Annotated in this window: 21 protein-coding genes; 7 read left to right on the forward strand and 14 right to left on the reverse strand. The window is 43.6% G+C overall.

Annotated features, from left to right (window positions below; genetic code table 11):
* Window position 1: 1 nt before the first annotated feature.
* The 5 genes from J2Z37_RS22500 to J2Z37_RS22520 form a co-directional block, all read right to left on the reverse strand.
* Window positions 2-562: a 4Fe-4S dicluster domain-containing protein gene (locus tag J2Z37_RS22500; RefSeq protein WP_209812578.1), complete on the reverse strand. Its 561-nt coding sequence runs from the start codon at window positions 560-562 to the stop codon at window positions 2-4.
* The gene (locus J2Z37_RS22505; protein WP_209812579.1) at window positions 563-2731 is read right to left on the reverse strand and encodes a molybdopterin oxidoreductase family protein; all 2169 of its coding nucleotides are present in this window, start codon (window positions 2729-2731) and stop codon (window positions 563-565) included.
* Window positions 2718-3800, reverse strand: coding sequence for a hypothetical protein (locus tag J2Z37_RS22510; RefSeq protein ID WP_209812580.1), 1083 nt, complete (start codon window positions 3798-3800; stop codon window positions 2718-2720). The genes J2Z37_RS22505 and J2Z37_RS22510 overlap by 14 nt, the downstream gene beginning before the upstream one ends.
* 131 nt (window positions 3801-3931) lie before the next feature.
* A complete protein-coding gene (locus J2Z37_RS22515; RefSeq protein WP_209812581.1) occupies window positions 3932-4150 on the reverse strand; it encodes a hypothetical protein in 219 nt (72 codons plus the stop codon).
* A gap of 52 nt (window positions 4151-4202) precedes the next feature.
* A complete protein-coding gene (locus J2Z37_RS22520) occupies window positions 4203-5060 on the reverse strand; it encodes a CvfB family protein (protein ID WP_245204135.1) in 858 nt (285 codons plus the stop codon).
* 155 nt (window positions 5061-5215) lie between these two features.
* Here J2Z37_RS22520 and J2Z37_RS22525 point away from each other — a divergent pair, with 155 nt between their 5' ends.
* Both J2Z37_RS22525 and J2Z37_RS22530 read left to right on the forward strand, forming a co-directional pair.
* Window positions 5216-5617: a DUF488 domain-containing protein gene (locus J2Z37_RS22525; RefSeq protein WP_209812582.1), complete on the forward strand. Its 402-nt coding sequence runs from the start codon at window positions 5216-5218 to the stop codon at window positions 5615-5617.
* Window positions 5601-6530, forward strand: a complete 930-nt coding sequence (locus J2Z37_RS22530) for an RluA family pseudouridine synthase (protein WP_209812583.1) — start codon at window positions 5601-5603, stop codon at window positions 6528-6530. The genes J2Z37_RS22525 and J2Z37_RS22530 overlap by 17 nt, the downstream gene beginning before the upstream one ends.
* A 243-nt stretch (window positions 6531-6773) precedes the next feature.
* Here the strand turns inward: J2Z37_RS22530 and J2Z37_RS22535 are convergent, their stop codons facing one another.
* Window positions 6774-7595, reverse strand: coding sequence for a GGDEF domain-containing protein (locus tag J2Z37_RS22535; RefSeq protein WP_209812584.1), 822 nt, complete (start codon window positions 7593-7595; stop codon window positions 6774-6776).
* Window positions 7596-7972: 377 nt separating this feature from the next.
* Here J2Z37_RS22535 and J2Z37_RS22540 point away from each other — a divergent pair, with 377 nt between their 5' ends.
* Both J2Z37_RS22540 and J2Z37_RS22545 read left to right on the forward strand, forming a co-directional pair.
* On the forward strand, window positions 7973-8317 hold the full coding sequence (locus J2Z37_RS22540; RefSeq protein WP_209812585.1) for a hypothetical protein: 345 nt from the start codon (window positions 7973-7975) through the stop codon (window positions 8315-8317).
* 68 nt (window positions 8318-8385) lie between these two features.
* Window positions 8386-9240, forward strand: coding sequence for a M48 family metallopeptidase (locus J2Z37_RS22545; RefSeq protein ID WP_209812586.1), 855 nt, complete (start codon window positions 8386-8388; stop codon window positions 9238-9240).
* A gap of 15 nt (window positions 9241-9255) precedes the next feature.
* On the opposite strand, the gene J2Z37_RS22550 is transcribed toward J2Z37_RS22545, so the two are convergent.
* From J2Z37_RS22550 to J2Z37_RS22580, 7 genes are all read right to left on the reverse strand, one after another.
* On the reverse strand, window positions 9256-11148 hold the full coding sequence (locus tag J2Z37_RS22550; protein WP_209812587.1) for an ABC-F family ATP-binding cassette domain-containing protein: 1893 nt from the start codon (window positions 11146-11148) through the stop codon (window positions 9256-9258).
* 2 nt (window positions 11149-11150) lie between these two features.
* Entirely contained in the window at window positions 11151-11729 is a 579-nt protein-coding gene (locus J2Z37_RS22555; protein ID WP_209812588.1) for a hypothetical protein, read from the reverse strand.
* Between the two features lie 138 nt (window positions 11730-11867).
* Complete coding sequence (locus J2Z37_RS22560; protein ID WP_209812589.1) at window positions 11868-12068, reverse strand: hypothetical protein; 201 nt, start codon at window positions 12066-12068, stop codon at window positions 11868-11870.
* 26 nt (window positions 12069-12094) lie between these two features.
* Window positions 12095-12772 carry an HAD family hydrolase gene (locus J2Z37_RS22565; protein WP_209812590.1) on the reverse strand — a complete coding sequence of 226 codons (678 nt, stop codon included), beginning with the start codon at window positions 12770-12772 and terminating at the stop codon, window positions 12095-12097.
* Window positions 12773-12777: 5 nt separating this feature from the next.
* The gene (locus J2Z37_RS22570) at window positions 12778-13137 is read right to left on the reverse strand and encodes a Lin0512 family protein (RefSeq protein ID WP_209812591.1); all 360 of its coding nucleotides are present in this window, start codon (window positions 13135-13137) and stop codon (window positions 12778-12780) included.
* A gap of 21 nt (window positions 13138-13158) precedes the next feature.
* The gene (locus J2Z37_RS22575; RefSeq protein ID WP_342453869.1) at window positions 13159-13353 is read right to left on the reverse strand and encodes a SelT/SelW/SelH family protein; all 195 of its coding nucleotides are present in this window, start codon (window positions 13351-13353) and stop codon (window positions 13159-13161) included.
* A gap of 125 nt (window positions 13354-13478) precedes the next feature.
* Window positions 13479-14372 carry a LysR family transcriptional regulator gene (locus J2Z37_RS22580; protein WP_209812593.1) on the reverse strand — a complete coding sequence of 298 codons (894 nt, stop codon included), beginning with the start codon at window positions 14370-14372 and terminating at the stop codon, window positions 13479-13481.
* A gap of 118 nt (window positions 14373-14490) precedes the next feature.
* Between J2Z37_RS22580 and leuC the strand changes: the two genes are divergently transcribed.
* Window positions 14491-15903, forward strand: a complete 1413-nt coding sequence (gene leuC / locus J2Z37_RS22585) for a 3-isopropylmalate dehydratase large subunit (RefSeq protein WP_209812594.1) — start codon at window positions 14491-14493, stop codon at window positions 15901-15903.
* Between the two features lie 18 nt (window positions 15904-15921).
* Window positions 15922-16527 carry a 3-isopropylmalate dehydratase small subunit gene (gene leuD / locus J2Z37_RS22590; protein WP_209812595.1) on the forward strand — a complete coding sequence of 202 codons (606 nt, stop codon included), beginning with the start codon at window positions 15922-15924 and terminating at the stop codon, window positions 16525-16527.
* A gap of 105 nt (window positions 16528-16632) precedes the next feature.
* Here the strand turns inward: leuD and J2Z37_RS22595 are convergent, their stop codons facing one another.
* Window positions 16633-16860, reverse strand: coding sequence for a hypothetical protein (locus J2Z37_RS22595; protein WP_209812596.1), 228 nt, complete (start codon window positions 16858-16860; stop codon window positions 16633-16635).
* 166 nt (window positions 16861-17026) lie between these two features.
* On the opposite strand from J2Z37_RS22595, the gene J2Z37_RS22600 reads away from it, so the two are divergent.
* Entirely contained in the window at window positions 17027-18160 is a 1134-nt protein-coding gene (locus tag J2Z37_RS22600; protein ID WP_209812597.1) for a conserved virulence factor C family protein, read from the forward strand.
* Window positions 18161-18273: the final 113 nt, after the last annotated feature.

Consider the following 18273-nt stretch of genomic DNA (forward strand, 5'->3'; position numbering starts at 1 on the left):
CCTAGAATAGCTTTACCTTCCCCTGAAGAATGCCTGGCAGGTTCATCTTGACATTTGTTTCCCCTTCCATAAAGGGCATGCTAGCCATCCATTTTCCATTATCCAATTGATGCTGTTCTTTCTTCCTGCTTAATTCTTCCTCCGTAATCCATTGCAGGGTATTGGTTGGGCAAACACTGGCACACATGGGCGGAATCCCGTCTTTTGTCCGATCAATACATAAATCACATTTGTACATTAGGTTTTGCTCTTCATCGAATTTCGGAATCCCATAGGGGCAAGCAATCGTACAGTTCTGACAGCCTATGCATTTTTCAACCAGGGCAGATAAGACGGCTCCTGATTCATGAATTTGAATCGCCTGGGCTGGGCAGCTGCGGGCACAAGCAGGGTTCACACAGTGAAAACACATTAAAGGAATCGTCTGCCGATTGACTAACGGGTTTACATCAAGCACATAGTTTCTGTTCCGTTGTTCATGTCCCCCACACTGTGTACAGGCTGCCAAACAGGAGCGGCAGCCTATGCAATTATCCATTTCAATATATAAAACCTGCTTCATCTAACGTACCTCCCTCACAGCGATCCTCTCAATTTCCGCAGCACAAGCCTTGAATTCAGGCATCCGGGATATTGGATCCAGGGCCGCATTGGTTAATAGATTAATAGATTTCTCATGGCCAAAGTGATAGGGAACAAAAACCGTATCCTTGCGAATCGCTTCGGTGATTTTTACTTTATAAAAACTTTCCCCACGACGTGTATACAATCTGACAACTTCTTCATGTTCAATCCCGTATCGCTTGGCTGTTTCCGGATGAACCTCTACATAAGGTTCCGGGCACATATCCCTTAGGAATGGAATCCTTCTCGTTTGGTTCCCGGATAAGTAGTGGTACACCACGCGGCCTGTTGTCAAGCGCAAAGGATATTGTTCACAAGGTTCCTCAGCTGGTGGCCGGTACGGTAAGGCACAAATTTTTGCTTTTCCATCCGGATGATAAAATTTCTTATCTAGGAACATATGGGGCGTTCCGGGATCTTTCTCGTCCTTACAAGGCCAAAAGACGCCATCTTGTTTCTCAATTTTATCCCAGGTGGCACCATAGTAGTCGGCATATCCGCCTTTCGAAGCCAGGCGGAATTCATCCGCCACATCTCGGGCTGTCTTCAAGTGGCGGAAATATTGTCCTCTTCCCAAACGCTCTGCAAGCTCCACTTGAATTTGCCAATCGGGTTTTGATTCCCCAAGTGGTTCCTGTGCTTTATTAATCTTAATAATTCGACCCTCTAGATTTGTCACCGTTCCTTCGTCCTCGGACCAAGTTACTGCTGGCAAGACCACATCAGCGTATTCAGCTGATTCGGAGAGGTAGAAGTCTGCACAGACCATAAAATCCAAATTCTTAAAGGCTGCACGCACAAAATTTTGGTTTGGCGCAGATACAGCTGGATTAGAGCACAAAAGATAAAGCCCCTTGATCGTCTTGTTCATCATCAACTCGATCATTTCGTAAGCGGAAACACCGGGTTTTGGCATTTCTTCAGGGGTAATCCCCCATACCTGGCAAACCTCTTCAACATGTTTCGGGTTGGTAAGTTTCCGATACCCAGGCAATAAATCCGATTTTTGCCCGTGTTCACGACCTCCCTGACCATTTCCTTGACCGGTAAAGGTGGCCACACCGCATTTAGGTCTGCCAATCTTTCCTGTTACTAATGCTAGATTCGTATAAGCGGAGACGTTGTCTACCCCTTTGACTTGCTGCTCAATCCCTCTCGCAAACATGACCACTGCGTTTGGTGCTTTCCCATAAATTTCTGCAGCACGAATAATTTTGTCAGGGGAAACACCGGTTATCTCACTTGTTTTCTCTGGAGTGAACTCTTTAACAAGCTCTTTCGTTTCTTCAAAGCCGTTCGTATGTTGTTCAATAAACTCTGGATCGGTATATCCATTTTCAATCAGCAAATGTAAAATTCCATTCGCTAAGGCCAAATCGGTTCCAGGACGCAAATCGAGATGAATGTCTGCCCTTCTGGCAATCGGTGTTTCCCGAGGATCAGCAACAATCAGATAACCCCCACGTTCTTGTACTGCCCAGACGCGAAACATTGAAGTGGGGTGGCATTCTGCTGTATTACTTCCAGCAATGAATAAACAGTCCGTTTCATGAAGATCTGTCCAAGGAAGGGTGGAACCCCGATCGACGCCAAATGAACGCAAGAACCCACCCGCTGCACTGGACATACAGAACCTTCCATTGTAATCGATATAACGAGTCTGCATGGCCACTCGGGCAAACTTTCCAGTGAGATAGCATTTTTCATTTGTCATGGAAACACCGCTGAACACAGACAATGAATCTTTCCCAAATTCAGCTTGCAGTGCCTTAAATTTCCGGGCAATCAGGTCATATGCCTCATCCCATGAAGCTTCCCGAAAGCCCTCTTTCGTTCCCTTCAGTGAAGTATCCTCTCGGATCAATGGACGTAACAAGCGATCTTTGTGGTTCGTCTGCTGATAAGCTGTTACCCCTTTCGGGCACATCTTTCCAACTGTAACCGGCCATTCGTAACGCGGCTCAACCCCAATAATTTTATTTGTTTTGGTATCTACCCGCAGGTTCATCCCACACTGCATACCGCAGTAACTGCAGTGAGTCTTTATCAACTTTTCATTAGGATGTCTCACATTCTCTATTACCTTGAAAAATTTATCCCTTTGCATTTTGATTAGCCTCCTTAACCTTCAACTCATGGGTCGAAATTCCCGTAAAGCGCGAAATCCGATATTTGCGCCGGCATGGCAAGCACAGTTCAGCCAGGTTGAAACCTTCTTTCATCTGGAACTGCATTTGATTCTGACTTAGAACATCGATGACATCATTGGATTGTTCCACGGAAACGAACCCTGTACCACAGACCTTGCATTTCTTCATTTCCTCAGCACCATAATGCTGCCGGTAATTTTTCGCAAAAACACTCATTGGACGAAATGGAATATGGGCTAATTTCCCAAAAGGCAGGTAAATTAATGTGACGATCACAGAAAACTGGTGAATCAAGGAAATCACCGGTTGACCCACTCCATGTAAAACCATATTGCTAAAGGTAAGCAGCAGACCAGTAATGCTGACAAAGAGCAGCAGATAAAGCGGTAGAAAATCATAAAGAAAGGTCTGTTCTGCTCGAGCCTGCATATTTTTAATCCTTCTGTACAAGGCCAACGATACTCCGGAAATAACCATCACTGCGGAAATATTCAAGGCATTATAGGATAAGAAAGCCATCCAGCCTTCAGCCGGAATTTTCACCAAATCCATTCCAAAGAACACAACGGTGTAAAATCCATTTTCCTCCATCGTAAAATACATCCAGCTAAATACGAGGGGAAACGTCACCATACAAGCAAGCACACATCCCCAGCCAATTAACAAGTGCTGCGTCCAACGGAATACCCCGCGGTTCCAAATAAAGCGATACGTTGCAAGATGTTCAACAGCCGTTTTTGGAGTGGTTCCTAAAAACAAAAGGCGAATCCCCTTTTTCAAAATAATCTTTGTTGGAGGTCTTTCCCCCCAAGAAATAAAACGGTAGAAAAAACCACCAAGAAAAACAATCGTTCCGACCATGTAGCCATACAAGTTTAAATCGATATGTGTAAAGGCTCTTGTTCCAAAGTAAACAAGAATAGCCAAAGCAACAATAGAAAGAAACATCGACTTTGCAAACTTATTAGCAAAGGCACTTTTCGGATTCTTATTTGCTTTGATTTCAATTCGATTGACCTGTTCCATCCCATTCAATCCTCCCCGGACAAAATAAAAACCATCTGACTCTTATAATAAAAGAGTGGCAGATGGTTTTTAATCGGGGAGATTCCTGAAAAAACGAGGAAAAATCCCTGAGATTTATCAGGGAAAGTCTTCTATTGACAAATATGATCAATTTCATCAAGCAATTGTCTGGTTCTTTTGGCATTCCCCTCAGCAAAATTACGTAGCCTAATCACCAGTTCTGCATTATTATGAACTCGTTCTGCGGTAATCAAGTAACGCCTCATCAGTTCATTTTCCATCTCTAGGCTTTCCTGAAGGACTTCTTTCAGGTTTTCGTTGGTTATATCATTTGCGGATTGATGTTCCATATCCCTTCACCTCATTTACAGTGTGTACCGGCAATCTACAATACATACTGAATTACCCTCTGGTTTTAAGATATGTCCATCCTTCTTCTTGATAGACCAGATCCTCCTTCATCAACTTCCCTAAGGCACGTTTAAAAGCACCTTTGCTGATGTTAAATTTCGTGCGGATAATATCTGGCTCTGTTTCATCTGTATAAGGCATCGCGCCACCCCGATCCTGCAAAAGCTGGAGGATTTTCTGGGAATCCTCTTCATACCCTACTTTTTTACTGACCATTTGGGTGACGTTTAAATGTCCATCATCACGCACACTTTTTACCCTGGCCGTGATCAACTCCCCTAAGCGGATAGGCTGTGTTCGTTCATCCCGATGCAAAAATCCTATATATCCTTCTGTTGTAAACAAAAAGGCCCCGACATTAATGACTCGGTAAATATGCCCGCTAACCTCTTGATTGACTAAGTTGCTTGTTCCTTTTACCGCTTGTTCCTCTAATTCTTTGCCAATCCCTAATCGAGCGAGCAGCCTTCCTTTTTTATCATGCTTGAGACCAACAAAAACCCGGTCCCCTATTTCCGGCCAGCTTGACCATTCCTGTGGCAGGTCATCTTTAGAAAGAAGAAGTTCTTTATGGATTCCTAAATCAAGAAAAACGCCCATCCGGCGATTCACATCTTTCACCGTAAGCCATCCAAACTCCCCTAGAACAATATGGGGTTGCTGCATCGTTGCCGCCAATCTCCCCTGGTGATCGATATAAAGAAAAACTTGTACCGAATCCCCTTCCGAAATCGTACCATTTGCTTCATTGTTATGTAAGAGAATTTCTGTCTGTCCATCTGAAAGAAAATATCCGAATGGCGCCTTTCTTTCCACTTTCATTGTTTGCAAATTACCAGCTTGTAACATTTGTCCCTCCTGCATGTATCCTACTATTAAACAACTTGATACATTAATTGAAATATAGTTTACCACAACAGGCCAGGTTTCAATATCTGAAAAGTGGTATCGCGGCATTCGATATGGTAAAGTTTGTTTAAAATACGGAAGAGGAAATGGTGGTAATGGAAAAAAGTCAGATTGAGATCAAACGGATCTATGATCCGCCAAGCGAACGCGACGGAAAAAGAATCCTTGTCGATCGGCTGTGGCCTAGAGGAGTAAAAAAAGAGCAGGCCCACCTAGATGTTTGGTTGAAGGATATCGCACCAAACCCGGATTTACGCCTATGGTTTGGACATGATCGGGAACGCTACGGTGAATTTCGCATTCGTTACCTGGATGAACTCGCTACTAACCCAATAAAACGGGAAATGGTAAAGCAGCTACTTGATGATGCCAAGATTCAGCCAGTCACCCTGCTTTTTGCCGCAAAAGATGTGGAATTTAACCATGCTGTTGTATTAAGGGAGATGCTTATCGATCTAGCGAAAACACAGGAGGAATCCAATGATTGCAGAGCGTAAAGGTGAATGGCTGGAAATCGGAATACCCCAGGACTGGGAAGGTTTGACTGTGGAAGACCTGCTAAAGGTCAAGTGGAATGCACCAAAGGGTCTGGTCCATCAACTTCGCATGGAAAAAGGGGTACGGTTAAACGGGGATGCCCTGTCATGGAAACAGCCTTTACAAGCAGGAGAGCGAATTTGGATTCATCTATTTACAGAAGAAGATTTTGATGTGAAGCCAGAACCAATTGACTTTGCGATTGTTTATGAAGATGATCATTTGCTTATTGCGAATAAGCCGAGTGGAATCGATACCCATCCGAGTGAAAAGGGCAAAGGAGGAACGCTTGCCAATGGTGTCGCCTTTCATTGGAATATGAATGGGGTGCAAACGAAGGTCCGCCATATCCATCGACTCGATCGGGATACCTCCGGCGGGATTATTTTTGCCAAACATGCACTAGCAGGAGCGATTATGGACGGTCTACTTCGAGAGCGGTTAATCGGTCGGACCTATTTTGCGTTTGTTCAGGGACGATTGAAGCAAAAGATAGGTACGATTAGACAACCTATTGGGCGGGACCGTCACCATCCTACTCGACGCAGGGTTTCCGAACGTGGAGATCAGGCTGTTACCGACTATAAGGTTTTAGGGTACGATCGAGCAGAGGATATTTCCCTTTTGGAGGTGAATTTGAGGACCGGACGGACACATCAGATTCGTGTACATATGAGCTATCTTGGACATCCCCTTGTTAGTGATTCATTATATGGAGGGAATCCACATCAAGTGATCCACCGTCAAGCTCTGCATGCCGGTCGAATTCAACTTCCCCATCCAATTACCGGTGAAAGCCTTGAGTTTGAGATTCCATGGCCATCGGATATGATGCGGCTTCGTCAGTTGATCATTCTCGGAGAACAGAAATAGTGGAATAATTTTCAGTTATTATCGAGAATACAAGTAAAGTAATCTAGATAGCAGAAAAAATTTCCGCTATTGACCCTGTTTTCCTATAATTAACTGTTTCTTAGTGGGATTAACGGAAAAGATTTCCGTTATTTGATAGATTTTTGCCCCAAAATAAAAAATAACGGAACAAATTTCCGTTATTTCAGGAAAACCATCACATAACGGGAATTTTTCCCGTTATGCCAAGCTCCGTATTCTTTCTTAAGAAGCTATCACAATTCGGTTTCTTCCACTGATCTTTGCCTGGTACAAAGCATGGTCAGCCTTTTCAAGCGAGTGATCAAGATGCTCCCCTGTAGAATAGGCGGTCATCCCCATGCTTACCGTGATATAGACTACCTGGTCTTTATGGATAAATCTCGTTTCACCAATTTTGTTCTGGATTGAATATGCGGTTCTTTTTGCTTCTTCCGATGAAATCCCTTGCATCAAAATGACAAATTCCTCGCCGCCCATTCGTATTACGGTGTCCATAGAACGAATAGTTTGTCTCATGATTTGGGAAACTTGCCGCAAAATCTCATCCCCGAATAAATGCCCGTACATATCATTGATCTTTTTGAAACGGTCAACATCCAAAATCAGTACAAAAGAGCCACCAATTTCAGCTTCCTGGGACTTGTTTAATCTTTTTCTATATTGGTCAAGATAGCGGCGATTGTACAACCCGGTTAACGAGTCTGTAAGCGTTTGCTTATGTAAGAGTTTAACCATCTTCTGCTGTTCAATATGAAAGAATGTAATGACGCTAAAAACAATCCACTGAACAACCGTTCCACCAACTAGCGCATACCAATATGCTTGTGAAGCCTGACCCTGATACAAGGCCCATTCCGTCAGATACTCAATAGAGGTAAGAACAAATAAAATAAGCCCAGCTACCCGCCAATTTGGCACTAAAACTGCAGGTACAATGAGGAATGTCCAGAAAAAGGGATACAAATTTGGAAATAGGCATCGAAGTCCAACGGGCAGCAAGATCGCGGCCAAGATCAAAGCCAGGACAATGTAGTTCTTTCTCATTCCGGTCCTTTCCTCCGTTTTCATAAAAATAAGAAAAGCCTCATACTATTTATTCGGCATTTTCCATCAAAGTTATGAGCATTTCTTGTATTTTTAGACTGTAGCTAGTACAAACCAGATCATTGCAACAATGGAAAGCAAAATAATCAAACCAAAAGCCCAAAAAACCGCTTTTGTCTCCTTCTGATCTTTACGCTCCTCATTATTCATCGCCATGCACCACCACTTTTATCTTTTTGTTAGAAGCTAACTTTCTGTTCATCACTATTCACTCTACCATATCCACTAAAAAGATCATAGAAAATTATCTGGAAGAATGCTTTATAGCAAGAAATATAGCGTATCATATAAAGAAAAGATGTATTGGAGGACTACTGATGGAAATTATGAATGCCGAAGAAATCCCTTCCTTGCTCCGGGATCATTTACAGGATCTTGAGATTCACGTGACTTTTGTGCAATGGGAATCCGACGATCCAGAAGAGGATGAATCCATCACTGAATTTGATGGTGTACTGGTTAAAACGTCCGTATCGGAAAATAAATTTCAGGGTTTTGACGGCCTTTTTCATTTTCAGCTAAATCATTCAGATGATATTAGCGAAATCCTGATGGATTTCCCTTCCGGATCAGAAGATGTTGTTGCCACGTTAGAGGATAGCGTAATTCGCATTTTTGGTGATGAATCCATGTTAACACTGCTAAAATTGCGGGAGAGCTGAGCCACTCCTCCAACTGCACTTCTTTGCACCAGCCTAGATACATACTATAGGAAGAGGAGGTGTACAGAATGCTAAAACTTCCATTCCGTTATGTATTATCCGCCGGATACGCCAAAATGGTCATCGAAAACATTGTTTTGGCCGCGGAGGCGTTAACAACGGCTGGTTTTTACAACTTGCTCGTGCTTCTCGACCCGGCAATGAGGCAACATTATCATTGGCACGACCTGTCTTCGGGCAAGGCCAATCCCGAACAGGTAGCAATGTTCGTGCATAAAGAAGTTTTTCCAGATGAAGATACAGCGCGCATAGTCAAAGAGGTTTGCATTGATTTTAAACTAGGTGAAATTAAAGTCACCATGTGGAACAAAATGAATGCCGGCTACGTCTTCCGAAGAATTTATCTGCCGATGGAGTGGAAGGATTTATTTTCTGAGGCAGAACTAAAAGCGATCATTGGTCATGAACTTGGACATCTTAAACTGGGGTCTGATGCGATGGTTCCGATGCGACTCGTCAATCGCGTGGGGGATGAACTTTTATTTTCCATGATGCCCGTACACACAACCGGATATTTCATGATTTTAATGTCAGTGGTAAGCGGAAATCTGTCTTATCTTAATGCTATTTGTCTCACATTTTTATACCGTCTGATGCAATTGTTCATTGAAAACCACTTTTCCCGCAAAGATGAATATTTGGCGGACCAATATGGGGCAAAAGCATCCGGAGCAAAAGCGATGAGGGAGGCTTTAATGAAAATCGACCACAAGGCGCGAACAGAATTGTGGGATGGCTTATTGCTTCTAACACCAGTCAAGCAAGCCTACTATCGCTGGTTATTAAAAAAGGAAGAAGGAATGTTCCGTGAAGCCTTGCTGGACCATCCTTTTCTTCCTAAACGTTTACAGGCATTAACCTAGGATGAAGCCGGCATATCAGCCTTCCGCAATTTCGGATAATTCCGCCCAGCGCTCAACCGTCTGCTCTAGTTCTTTTGTGAGCGCCTCGTGTTCCTCGGTCAATTGTTGAATCCTTTGATAATCACTGCCAGCCTCCTCAATGGTTTGCAATAGTTCTGCACACCGTTGCTCAAGGGAGGCTATTTTCTCCTCAATTTGTTCGTATTCCTTCTGTTCCTTAAAGCTTAATTTTTTCGGCTTAGTAGGCTTGACTTCTGCAGCAGAAGCAGCCCTTTCCTCACGTTTTTCTTCTTTATGTCTGGAAATATCAGCTTTCTGTTTTTCCAAATACTCCGAGTATGTGCCATTAAAATGGATGAGATGGCCATCACCGGCAAAGTAAAAAAGATGATCAACAGTTTGATCCAAAAAATAACGGTCGTGGGAAACGACCACTACTGCCCCCTGGAATTGCTCCAAGTATTCCTCCAAGATAGATAAGGTTTGGATATCCAAATCATTGGTCGGCTCATCGAGAAGCAAAACATTCGGGGCCTCCATTAATTTTCGCAGTAAATATAGCCTTCGCTTTTCTCCCCCTGATAAGCGGGAAATTGCCGTCCATTGAATGCTCGGTGGAAACATAAAGCGCTCAAGCATCTGGGAAGCCGATAAAACCGAACCATCTGCACCGTAGATGACTTCTGCCCCTTCTTTGATATAATCAATCACTTTCATCTCAAGATCTAATTCCGTGCTTTCCTGGTCATAGTAAGAGATTCGAACCGTTTCCCCTCGTTCGATTTGCCCTTCATCTGGCTGGGTCAGACCTGCCAGCATATTGAGTAGGGTTGATTTGCCGCAGCCATTCTCGCCAATTACTCCAACCCGGTCATGTGGAAGAACAAGGTAGCTAAAATCCCGAATCAACACTCGCCCTTTATTGCTTTTGGTAACACCCTCAAGTTGCAAAACCTTCTTCCCCAATCGAGTTCCTCCAAGGGGTGCGAAATCCAGCTTTTCATTGGAAACTTGCAGTCCGCTGTTCTGCATCTTTTCAATCCGTTCTATTCTAGCCTTTTGTTTCGTTGTCCGGGCTTTTGCCCCTCGACGCAGCCAGGCCATCTCGCGACGCAAAATATTTTTCCTTTTATCTTCTGCCGCAAGCATTTGCTCGATGCGTGCTGCCTTCTGATCTAGAAACTGGCTATAATTCCCCTGATAGACATGAAGCTCTGCCTGATCCAGTTCAATAATTTGACCCACCACCCGATCAAGAAAATAGCGGTCATGGGTAATTAACAGCAAAGCTCCTTTATACTTTTTCAGATATTCTTCCAACCACTCTACGGTGGCATGATCAATATGGTTTGTCGGCTCATCCAAAATTAAGAGCTCTGCTGGATGAATTAAGGTTCGCGCCATGGCTACACGCTTTTTTTGTCCCCCTGACAACTCTGTAACGAGCCGATCAAACTGCGTGATCCCCAGTTTGGTTAAAATCGTTTTAGCCTGCGTCTCGAGCTCCCACGCTTCTTCTGCATCCATTTGCGGCATGATTTGGTTCAGCCTTTTTTGAGTGTTTTCATCCTGTGGATTTTTCTCGAGGTCAAGCAAGATCCTCTCGTATTGGTGGATCAACTTCATGACCTTGGCTTCTCCGGCAAAGACATAATCCAAGACAGATTGCTCCTGTTCAAATGCAGGATCTTGTGGCAAATATTGTATTTTCACATGATTTCCGACTGCAATCCGTCCCTGATCAGGCGAGATAATCCCTGCTACCACTTTGAGAAAAGTAGATTTTCCCGTCCCATTAACACCAATCAGTCCGATCTTCTCCCCTTCCTGGATTCCAAACGTAATATCCTGAAACAGAGGTTTGATACCATATGATTTTGACACTGATTCCATGGATAAGATATTCATAATTACCGTTCCTTTATCTTAAAATGATGATGGATTTGCTTACGAATGTCATGCCAGTCCTGAACGCGAACAATCCCTTCCGGTAACTTGGCCTGGTTGTACGGTGTATCAAGCAGATAGACTGGGACTTGTAGTTTATCCCAAATCTCCAGAGCATTCTCTAGACGATCCTCAACCATAAGCCCAACTTGATATTCTTGCAATGCCTGAAGCTTGTCGTGTGATCCCGTGCATACAAGTTGACGTTTGGGAAAGCCATTCGTGGTTAGCCAATCCTTTGTAAGCTCCATATAATCCTTATACCTGGCTGTAATATAAACAATATTGAATTGGCGATCGAACCATTGCAAATGCTCTTTTGCACAAACTCTTGGAATCGAGGTTTTATAGATCGGTACACTATGTTCATCAAAAACAGCAACAAAATCCTCGTAATCCATCCCAAAGATTTCATGAAGATCATATTGTGTTAATTGTTCGGGAGTGACTTTTGTCCCTAGAAGATTATTCAGGTATGGTAAAAAAGAGTGATATTCAGTTAAGGTTCCGTCGATATCAATCCCTATATTGATTTTGTTCATAGTTAACAAATCCCTCACTGCATTTTTCTTAATACTTTCTGGCCTTCATCTTACCATAGGAACGTGTTTTATGTCATTTTTCGATAGGGAGGAACCGTGAATTGTGCCTGCAGAAAAAAAAACGCCCTAGGGGCGTTTTTACGGCTCATACTTATGCTTTTTCTCGCCAGGAACGTATTTTCGAATGATTTTTGTTTCTTCTGCCACTTGGTTAAAACTGCTGGGCGAAATGACGACCCATTTCGGGGGGAGGCGTTTTACTGCTTCCTGTTGTTTATCCTGTTCTGGCAGTTGCGTTTCCATTAGGCTGCGTTCCAATTCTTTTTCAATATCGTCCATAGCTTAACTTCCTTTCAGCGGATTTCCTACCTATTAGGATTCCGCATATACCCTTGATCCATCCAAGCGATGACCTCTTTAAGCGAATCGATCATTGCCACATAGGAAACGCCGCGCCTTGCCAATTCACCTTGATCCGCCCGATAAGCCAAAAATCGAATCCCGGCAAGTTTTGCCGCCATTCCGTCAATCCATGAATCGCCAATGAAGAGCCACTTTTCTTTCGGTACCCTGGGATATTGCCGCAAAATAAAATGGATGCCGGATGGCGAAGGTTTTAGCTTTTCCATCTGTTCACGCCCAACAACATGAGAAAAGAAGTCAAACGCTTTTGTATTCCGCAAAGCTTTTTCTGCCGCTTGATACGCATTGTTCGTTAACACAACAGTCAGTATCTCTCGCTTCTGAAGTTCAGCCAGCATATCCCTAGCATAAGGTTCTAGCTCAGCCCCCTCCATCCCCTCTGCTTCAATTTCACCAATTAAGCGCCATAGCTCTCCTTCAATCATGGAGAACTGCGAATGTTTCCGTCCAGTTTCAATGATTTGCGAAGCAGTTTGCTCACTCCATGGAAAATCATCTGCAATCATTTCATGTGAACAAAGAAATTCAAACACTGTACGCTTCATCCTTGGAAAATTGATATTTGAGCGAAGTAGTGTATTATCCATGTCAAAAATGACCGCTTGTTTAATCTCCGGCATTTTTTCTAGTAGCCTACTTCCACCGATGCAATGACAACATAGGCCAAATCATTCTTATCTTCCTTATCTTCCAATACGATCCCACTCGACGTGAGCATTCCACCTGACACCACTTCAAATGAGACCTGACCATACGGAAGTTCAGCTCTCACCTGTTCCAGGTCCAATTTCTCCTGATCACAAGGTACGGCGAGCTTTACGTTTACTTTCATATTTTCAAGGCTATTCCCCGGTAAAACTGAACGAATCCCCGGCATTGAATTATGATGAATCGCATTTTGCACGGCGCGAACGGCAGCCTTTGTCACGTTCTGACCATGCAAGTCCACACCCATCCCGATTTCAATAAACATTAACTTTTCCATTGAAACTCCCCCTAATCCAATTTAAAGGCTTATCAGCTTGCGAATAAGATCCGGAATCTCCTTTTTCTCCGGAAAACGATTCAATTCTTGTTTTGAATAAATGAGTTGATCATCTACATAGACTTCAAAAATCCCGCGGCTTTTAGGAAGTAAGCGTATTTCTGTTATATCAAAACGGAAATTTGTGTCATCCATTAGTTCATCCACCAACCTGATGGCTGAAGGTAAAAAGTTTCACATATTACAATATTCGATTTTTACTTTCATCCTTCCGGCCCCCTTAAATAACATGTCTTCCTGTTAATTATATACAAATATCCAAACAGCGCCAAATCGTTGAACTATTGCTCCCCCTGGAGAATAATGTTTTTCATAATCGAAATAAAGGAGTTGGCTGCTTTAGACAAATACCTTCCTTTTTTATGGCCAATTACTAGTTTTCGAGTCGGTTTTAAATCTGAGATCGGCAAATAAATAGGATGGTTTGACGGATATCCTCTCGTCACCATCTTGGGCACAAAAGCGACGCCCATGCCTGCGGCAACCAGCGACTGAACGGTTTCAATATTCGTACTTTCAAAAATCACATTTGGCTCAAAACCGGCATCATGACAAAGCTGCTCCGAGATCTTTCGGAATCCTTGTCCTTTTTTTAGAAAAATAAAAGACTCCTCCAGGCATTCCGCAAGCCGCACATCTTGCTGTTTCGCCAATGGATGGTTGGGTGGAACAGCAAGTAGGATATCCTCTTCAAGCAATGGAATAATCTCCAGCCCTTGTTCGGAGATCGGCATGGAAAGCAGGCTAAGATCAGTTTGTCCTCGTGCAGTTAACATCTCTAAATTAGTCGTCGTTTCCTCGATTAATACCAATTCAATCCCGGGAAATTCCCGTTGAAAAATGGGCAGCGCAGAGGGGAGCACATGTGCACCAGTAATCGGCAAACTTCCAATAACCAATTGCCCCTTTCTCATGCCCGCCACATCAAGCATTTCCTTTTTCAACATTTCCACCTGATCGAGGATTTTCGATGCTTGATCGATGAATCTCTTCCCTGCAAAAGTGAGCACAATATCTCCCGGCCGTCTTTCGAATAATTGCACTCCCAGTTCCTTTTCCAGCTTCATGATTTGTTGGCTTAAGGATGGTTGGGCAAGATGAAGCTTATCTGCAGCACGGGAAAAGTTCCTTTCTTCCGAAACTTTAAGAACGTATTGCAACTGTCTAATTTCCAATGGATTCGCCACCTTATTATAGGAGAAACCTATAGTATATATAGATATTATATCTTAGACCTTATAGAATAAAAATGTGAAAATAAACGTATTAACAAAATGCGAAAGGGGCATGAAGATGAAGCCAAGAACCATGTTTGAAAAAATCTGGGATAATCATGTGATCACGCAAGAAGAAGGGAAACCAAGCCTTCTTTTTATCGACTTGCATCTAGTCCACGAAGTAACATCTCCCCAAGCTTTTGAAGGACTACGCCTAGCTGGACGGAAGGTTCGCAGAACGGATTTAACCTTTGCTACCATGGACCACAACATTCCTACTACATCTAATGACCGTTTTACGATTACAGATCCAATTGCCAAGCAACAAGTTGAAACACTTGTAGAAAATTGTAAGGAATTTGGCGTGACACTCGCTGATTTGAACAGTCCGGATCAAGGGATTGTACACATCATTGGCCCTGAGTTAGGGTTGACATTACCAGGTAAAACTGTGGTATGTGGCGACAGCCATACATCGACACACGGAGCATTTGGTGCCCTTGCGTTCGGAATTGGGACAAGTGAAGTTGAGCATGTATTAGCAACCCAATGTCTACAGCAATCTAAACCAAAAACGATGGAAGTAAAAGTTGTTGGAGATCTTTCTATCGGAATTACAGCAAAAGACTTGATCCTTGCTGTGATTGCCAAATTCGGTACAGACTTTGCAACCGGACATGTTATCGAATATACAGGGGACGCCATTCGCAAGCTTACCATGGAAGAACGGATGACCGTATGTAATATGTCTATTGAAGCAGGTGCCCGTGCTGGATTAATTGCTCCTGATGAAACAACCTTCCACTACCTTGAAGGAAGACGATATGCGCCAAAAGGGGAACAGTGGGTCCAGGCTGTTGAGGCATGGAAACAATTAGTGACAGATCCTGGTGCTGAATATGACCAAACAGTGGAAATCCATGCGAGCGAAATTGCTCCACAAGTAACTTGGGGAACAAGCCCAGGGATGGGAACGGATATCACCAAAGCAGTTCCAGCGCCTGAAGATTTACCAACTTTAAACCAGCAAAAAGCGGCTGCCAATGCTATAAAGTATATGGATTTACAACCTGGTACACCAATGAGCGAGATTGCCATTGACCGTGTCTTTATCGGTTCTTGTACCAACGGGCGGATTGAAGATCTTCGTGCTGCTGCAACGGTTGCCAAAGGTTATACGGTAGCCTCTACTGTGAACGCGATGATTGTACCTGGTTCACAAGCCGTAAAGACCCAAGCGGAAGAAGAAGGACTAGACAAGATTTTCATTGAAGCTGGATTTGAATGGAGAGAACCAGGCTGCAGTATGTGCCTAGGGATGAATCCAGATATTATTGCCTCTGGTGAGCGCTGTGCTTCCACCTCTAACCGCAACTTTGAAGGACGTCAAGGCCGTGGCGGACGCACCCATTTGGTAAGCCCAGCAATGGCTGCTGCTGCTGCCATTAAAGGACACTTCACAGATATTCGGGATTGGAAATTTAACTAATAGAAAGGTGGATAAACAATGGAACCCTTTAAGAAGCTTACTAGTACTGTTGCACCGATCGACCGCGTCAATGTAGATACCGATGCGATTATTCCTAAGCAATTTTTAAAGCGGATTGAACGATCCGGTTTTGGCCAATTCTTGTTTTACGAATGGCGTTTCGACGAAAACGAGCAGCCAAAACCTGAATTCGCATTAAACCAACCTCGCTATCAAGGGGCTAACATTTTACTTGCCCGCGCAAACTTTGGTTGCGGTTCCTCTCGCGAACACGCACCATGGGCACTTAAAGACTTTGGTTTTGGGGTCATCATCGCCCCTTCCTTTGCTGATATCTTTTATAATAATTCCTTTAAAAATGGTGTTTTGTTGATTAAGCTTTCTGAAGAGCAGGTAGATGATCTGTTCAAGCGCGTCCAAGCCAAAGAAGGTTACGCCCTTACCGTTGACTTGGAAGAGCAAACCATTACGGACACTGAAGGCCTGAGCATTTCCTTTGAGGTTGATCCTTATCGTCGCGAATGTTTGTTAAAGGGGCTTGATGATATCGGAATTACCCTTGCTTACGATGAAAAAATAACAGAATACGAACAAAAAGTTCCTGCATTCTATTCTGTACAATAAGCAAAGGTTAGATCAAAGAAGTTTATACTTCCCTATGCGGAAAATAAAAAGAGGCTACCCCGTAATTATATGGAGAATCTTTCTCCTTGGGGACGCCTCTTTTTTTCATCTTCTACGATACGATTTCTGATCAATGACCTTATGACCCTTTGTAAGAATGCACGGTACACCGTGCCCTACTGCACCTGGCTGCGACATTTTCTCCATATAGGCGATTCCCCTGCTGCATTGTTGTCTACAGGCATGACACGTATCTGACGTGACAATCTTCATATAGTGCTCCATTGGATCCATTTGGCTTGCGACTACTCTTTTTTTATTCTTTGGTGCCATACTCACACCGCCTTCCCTAGGTCTACTCCACGATATGACGGGAAAAATAACCTTGTGTTAGGCGCTTATCCGAATAGGCCTTCATGAAAAGAAACACATCTTGCCCTGTACGAAAACTACTTTTTTTGTTTAAGATAAGGAATAAGAGAGAAAGGAGCGGAATCAAATGAAAATATTGTCTATAGAACCGACCCCAAGCCCCAACGCCATGAAACTGAATGTGGATGAGACATTACCAGCTGGGAAGTCCTATAACTTTGTCAAAGAACAGCAAGAGCAAGCCCCGGAGTCACTAAAAAAGATCCTTGCCATCGAAGGGGTTAAAGGGGTTTTCCAAGTAAATGATTTTATCTCTTTGGAGCGGTTCCCGAAGGCGGATTGGAAAAACATTTTATCCGATTTACGTGTTATATTTGGCGGGACATCAGAAGATGTTAATGCAGAAGATGTACAGCCTGGTACTTTGTCTGGAGAAATTCAGGTATTAGTGCAAACCTTCAAAGGAATTCCGATTCAGGTCAAACTGCTTTCCGGGAATGAAGAACGTCGTTTCGGTCTCCCCGATCTGTATCGTGATGCAGTAATGAAAGTACAAAGTGTTTCCAAAAACTATATTTTAGAACGGAAATGGGAGGAATATGGTGTTCGCTACGGTTCTTTTGAGGAAGTCGGCGAAGAAATGGTGGCAGAATTAGTAGCGGTCTTCGACGAACAGCGCGTGGAAAAATTAGTGCAAGATGCTTTAAACCAGATCGAAGGTGAATCGACTGAACCCGAAACGATCTCCTCCGAACAGCTATCAACCCTTCTCGATGATCCCAATTGGGAAAAACGGTTTGCGGCACTGGAAAGGATGGACCCGACGGTTGAAGATATCCCAGTTTTAGCAAAGGCACTGGAAGACTCCAAGTCCTCCATTCGCCGTTTAGCCACGGTCTATTTAGGAATGATTGCAGACCCAGCTGTCCTGCCCTATCTTTTCAAGGCTTTAAAAGATGCATCCGTTTCTGTTCGGCGGACGGCTGGTGACGCTTTATCCGATATCGGCAATCCTGCGGCAATCCAACCGATGATCGAGGCGCTTCGCGACAAGAGTAAATTGGTCCGTTGGCGTGCTGCTCGTTTCCTTTATGAAGCTGGTGATGAAACGGCCTTGCCTGCCCTAATCGAAGCACAGGAGGATCCCGAATTTGAAGTGAGCCTGCAGGCCAAGATCGCAGCAGAACGGATTGAGCGCGGCGAGGCCGCAAGCGGAACGGTCTGGCAGCAAATGACGAGAAGCAGATCGGAAAGGGAATAGAAAAAAAGGACCATTCACTAATATGGTACCTGTAGTTAGGACACTTGAAAAAGAGTGTTTTATCTGCAGGTATTTTTTTATATACTTAAATTTCAACATACGGGAAATAAGGG

Source organism: Ammoniphilus resinae (genome assembly GCF_017873965.1).
Lineage (GTDB): Bacteria > Bacillota > Bacilli > Aneurinibacillales > RAOX-1 > Ammoniphilus_A > Ammoniphilus_A resinae.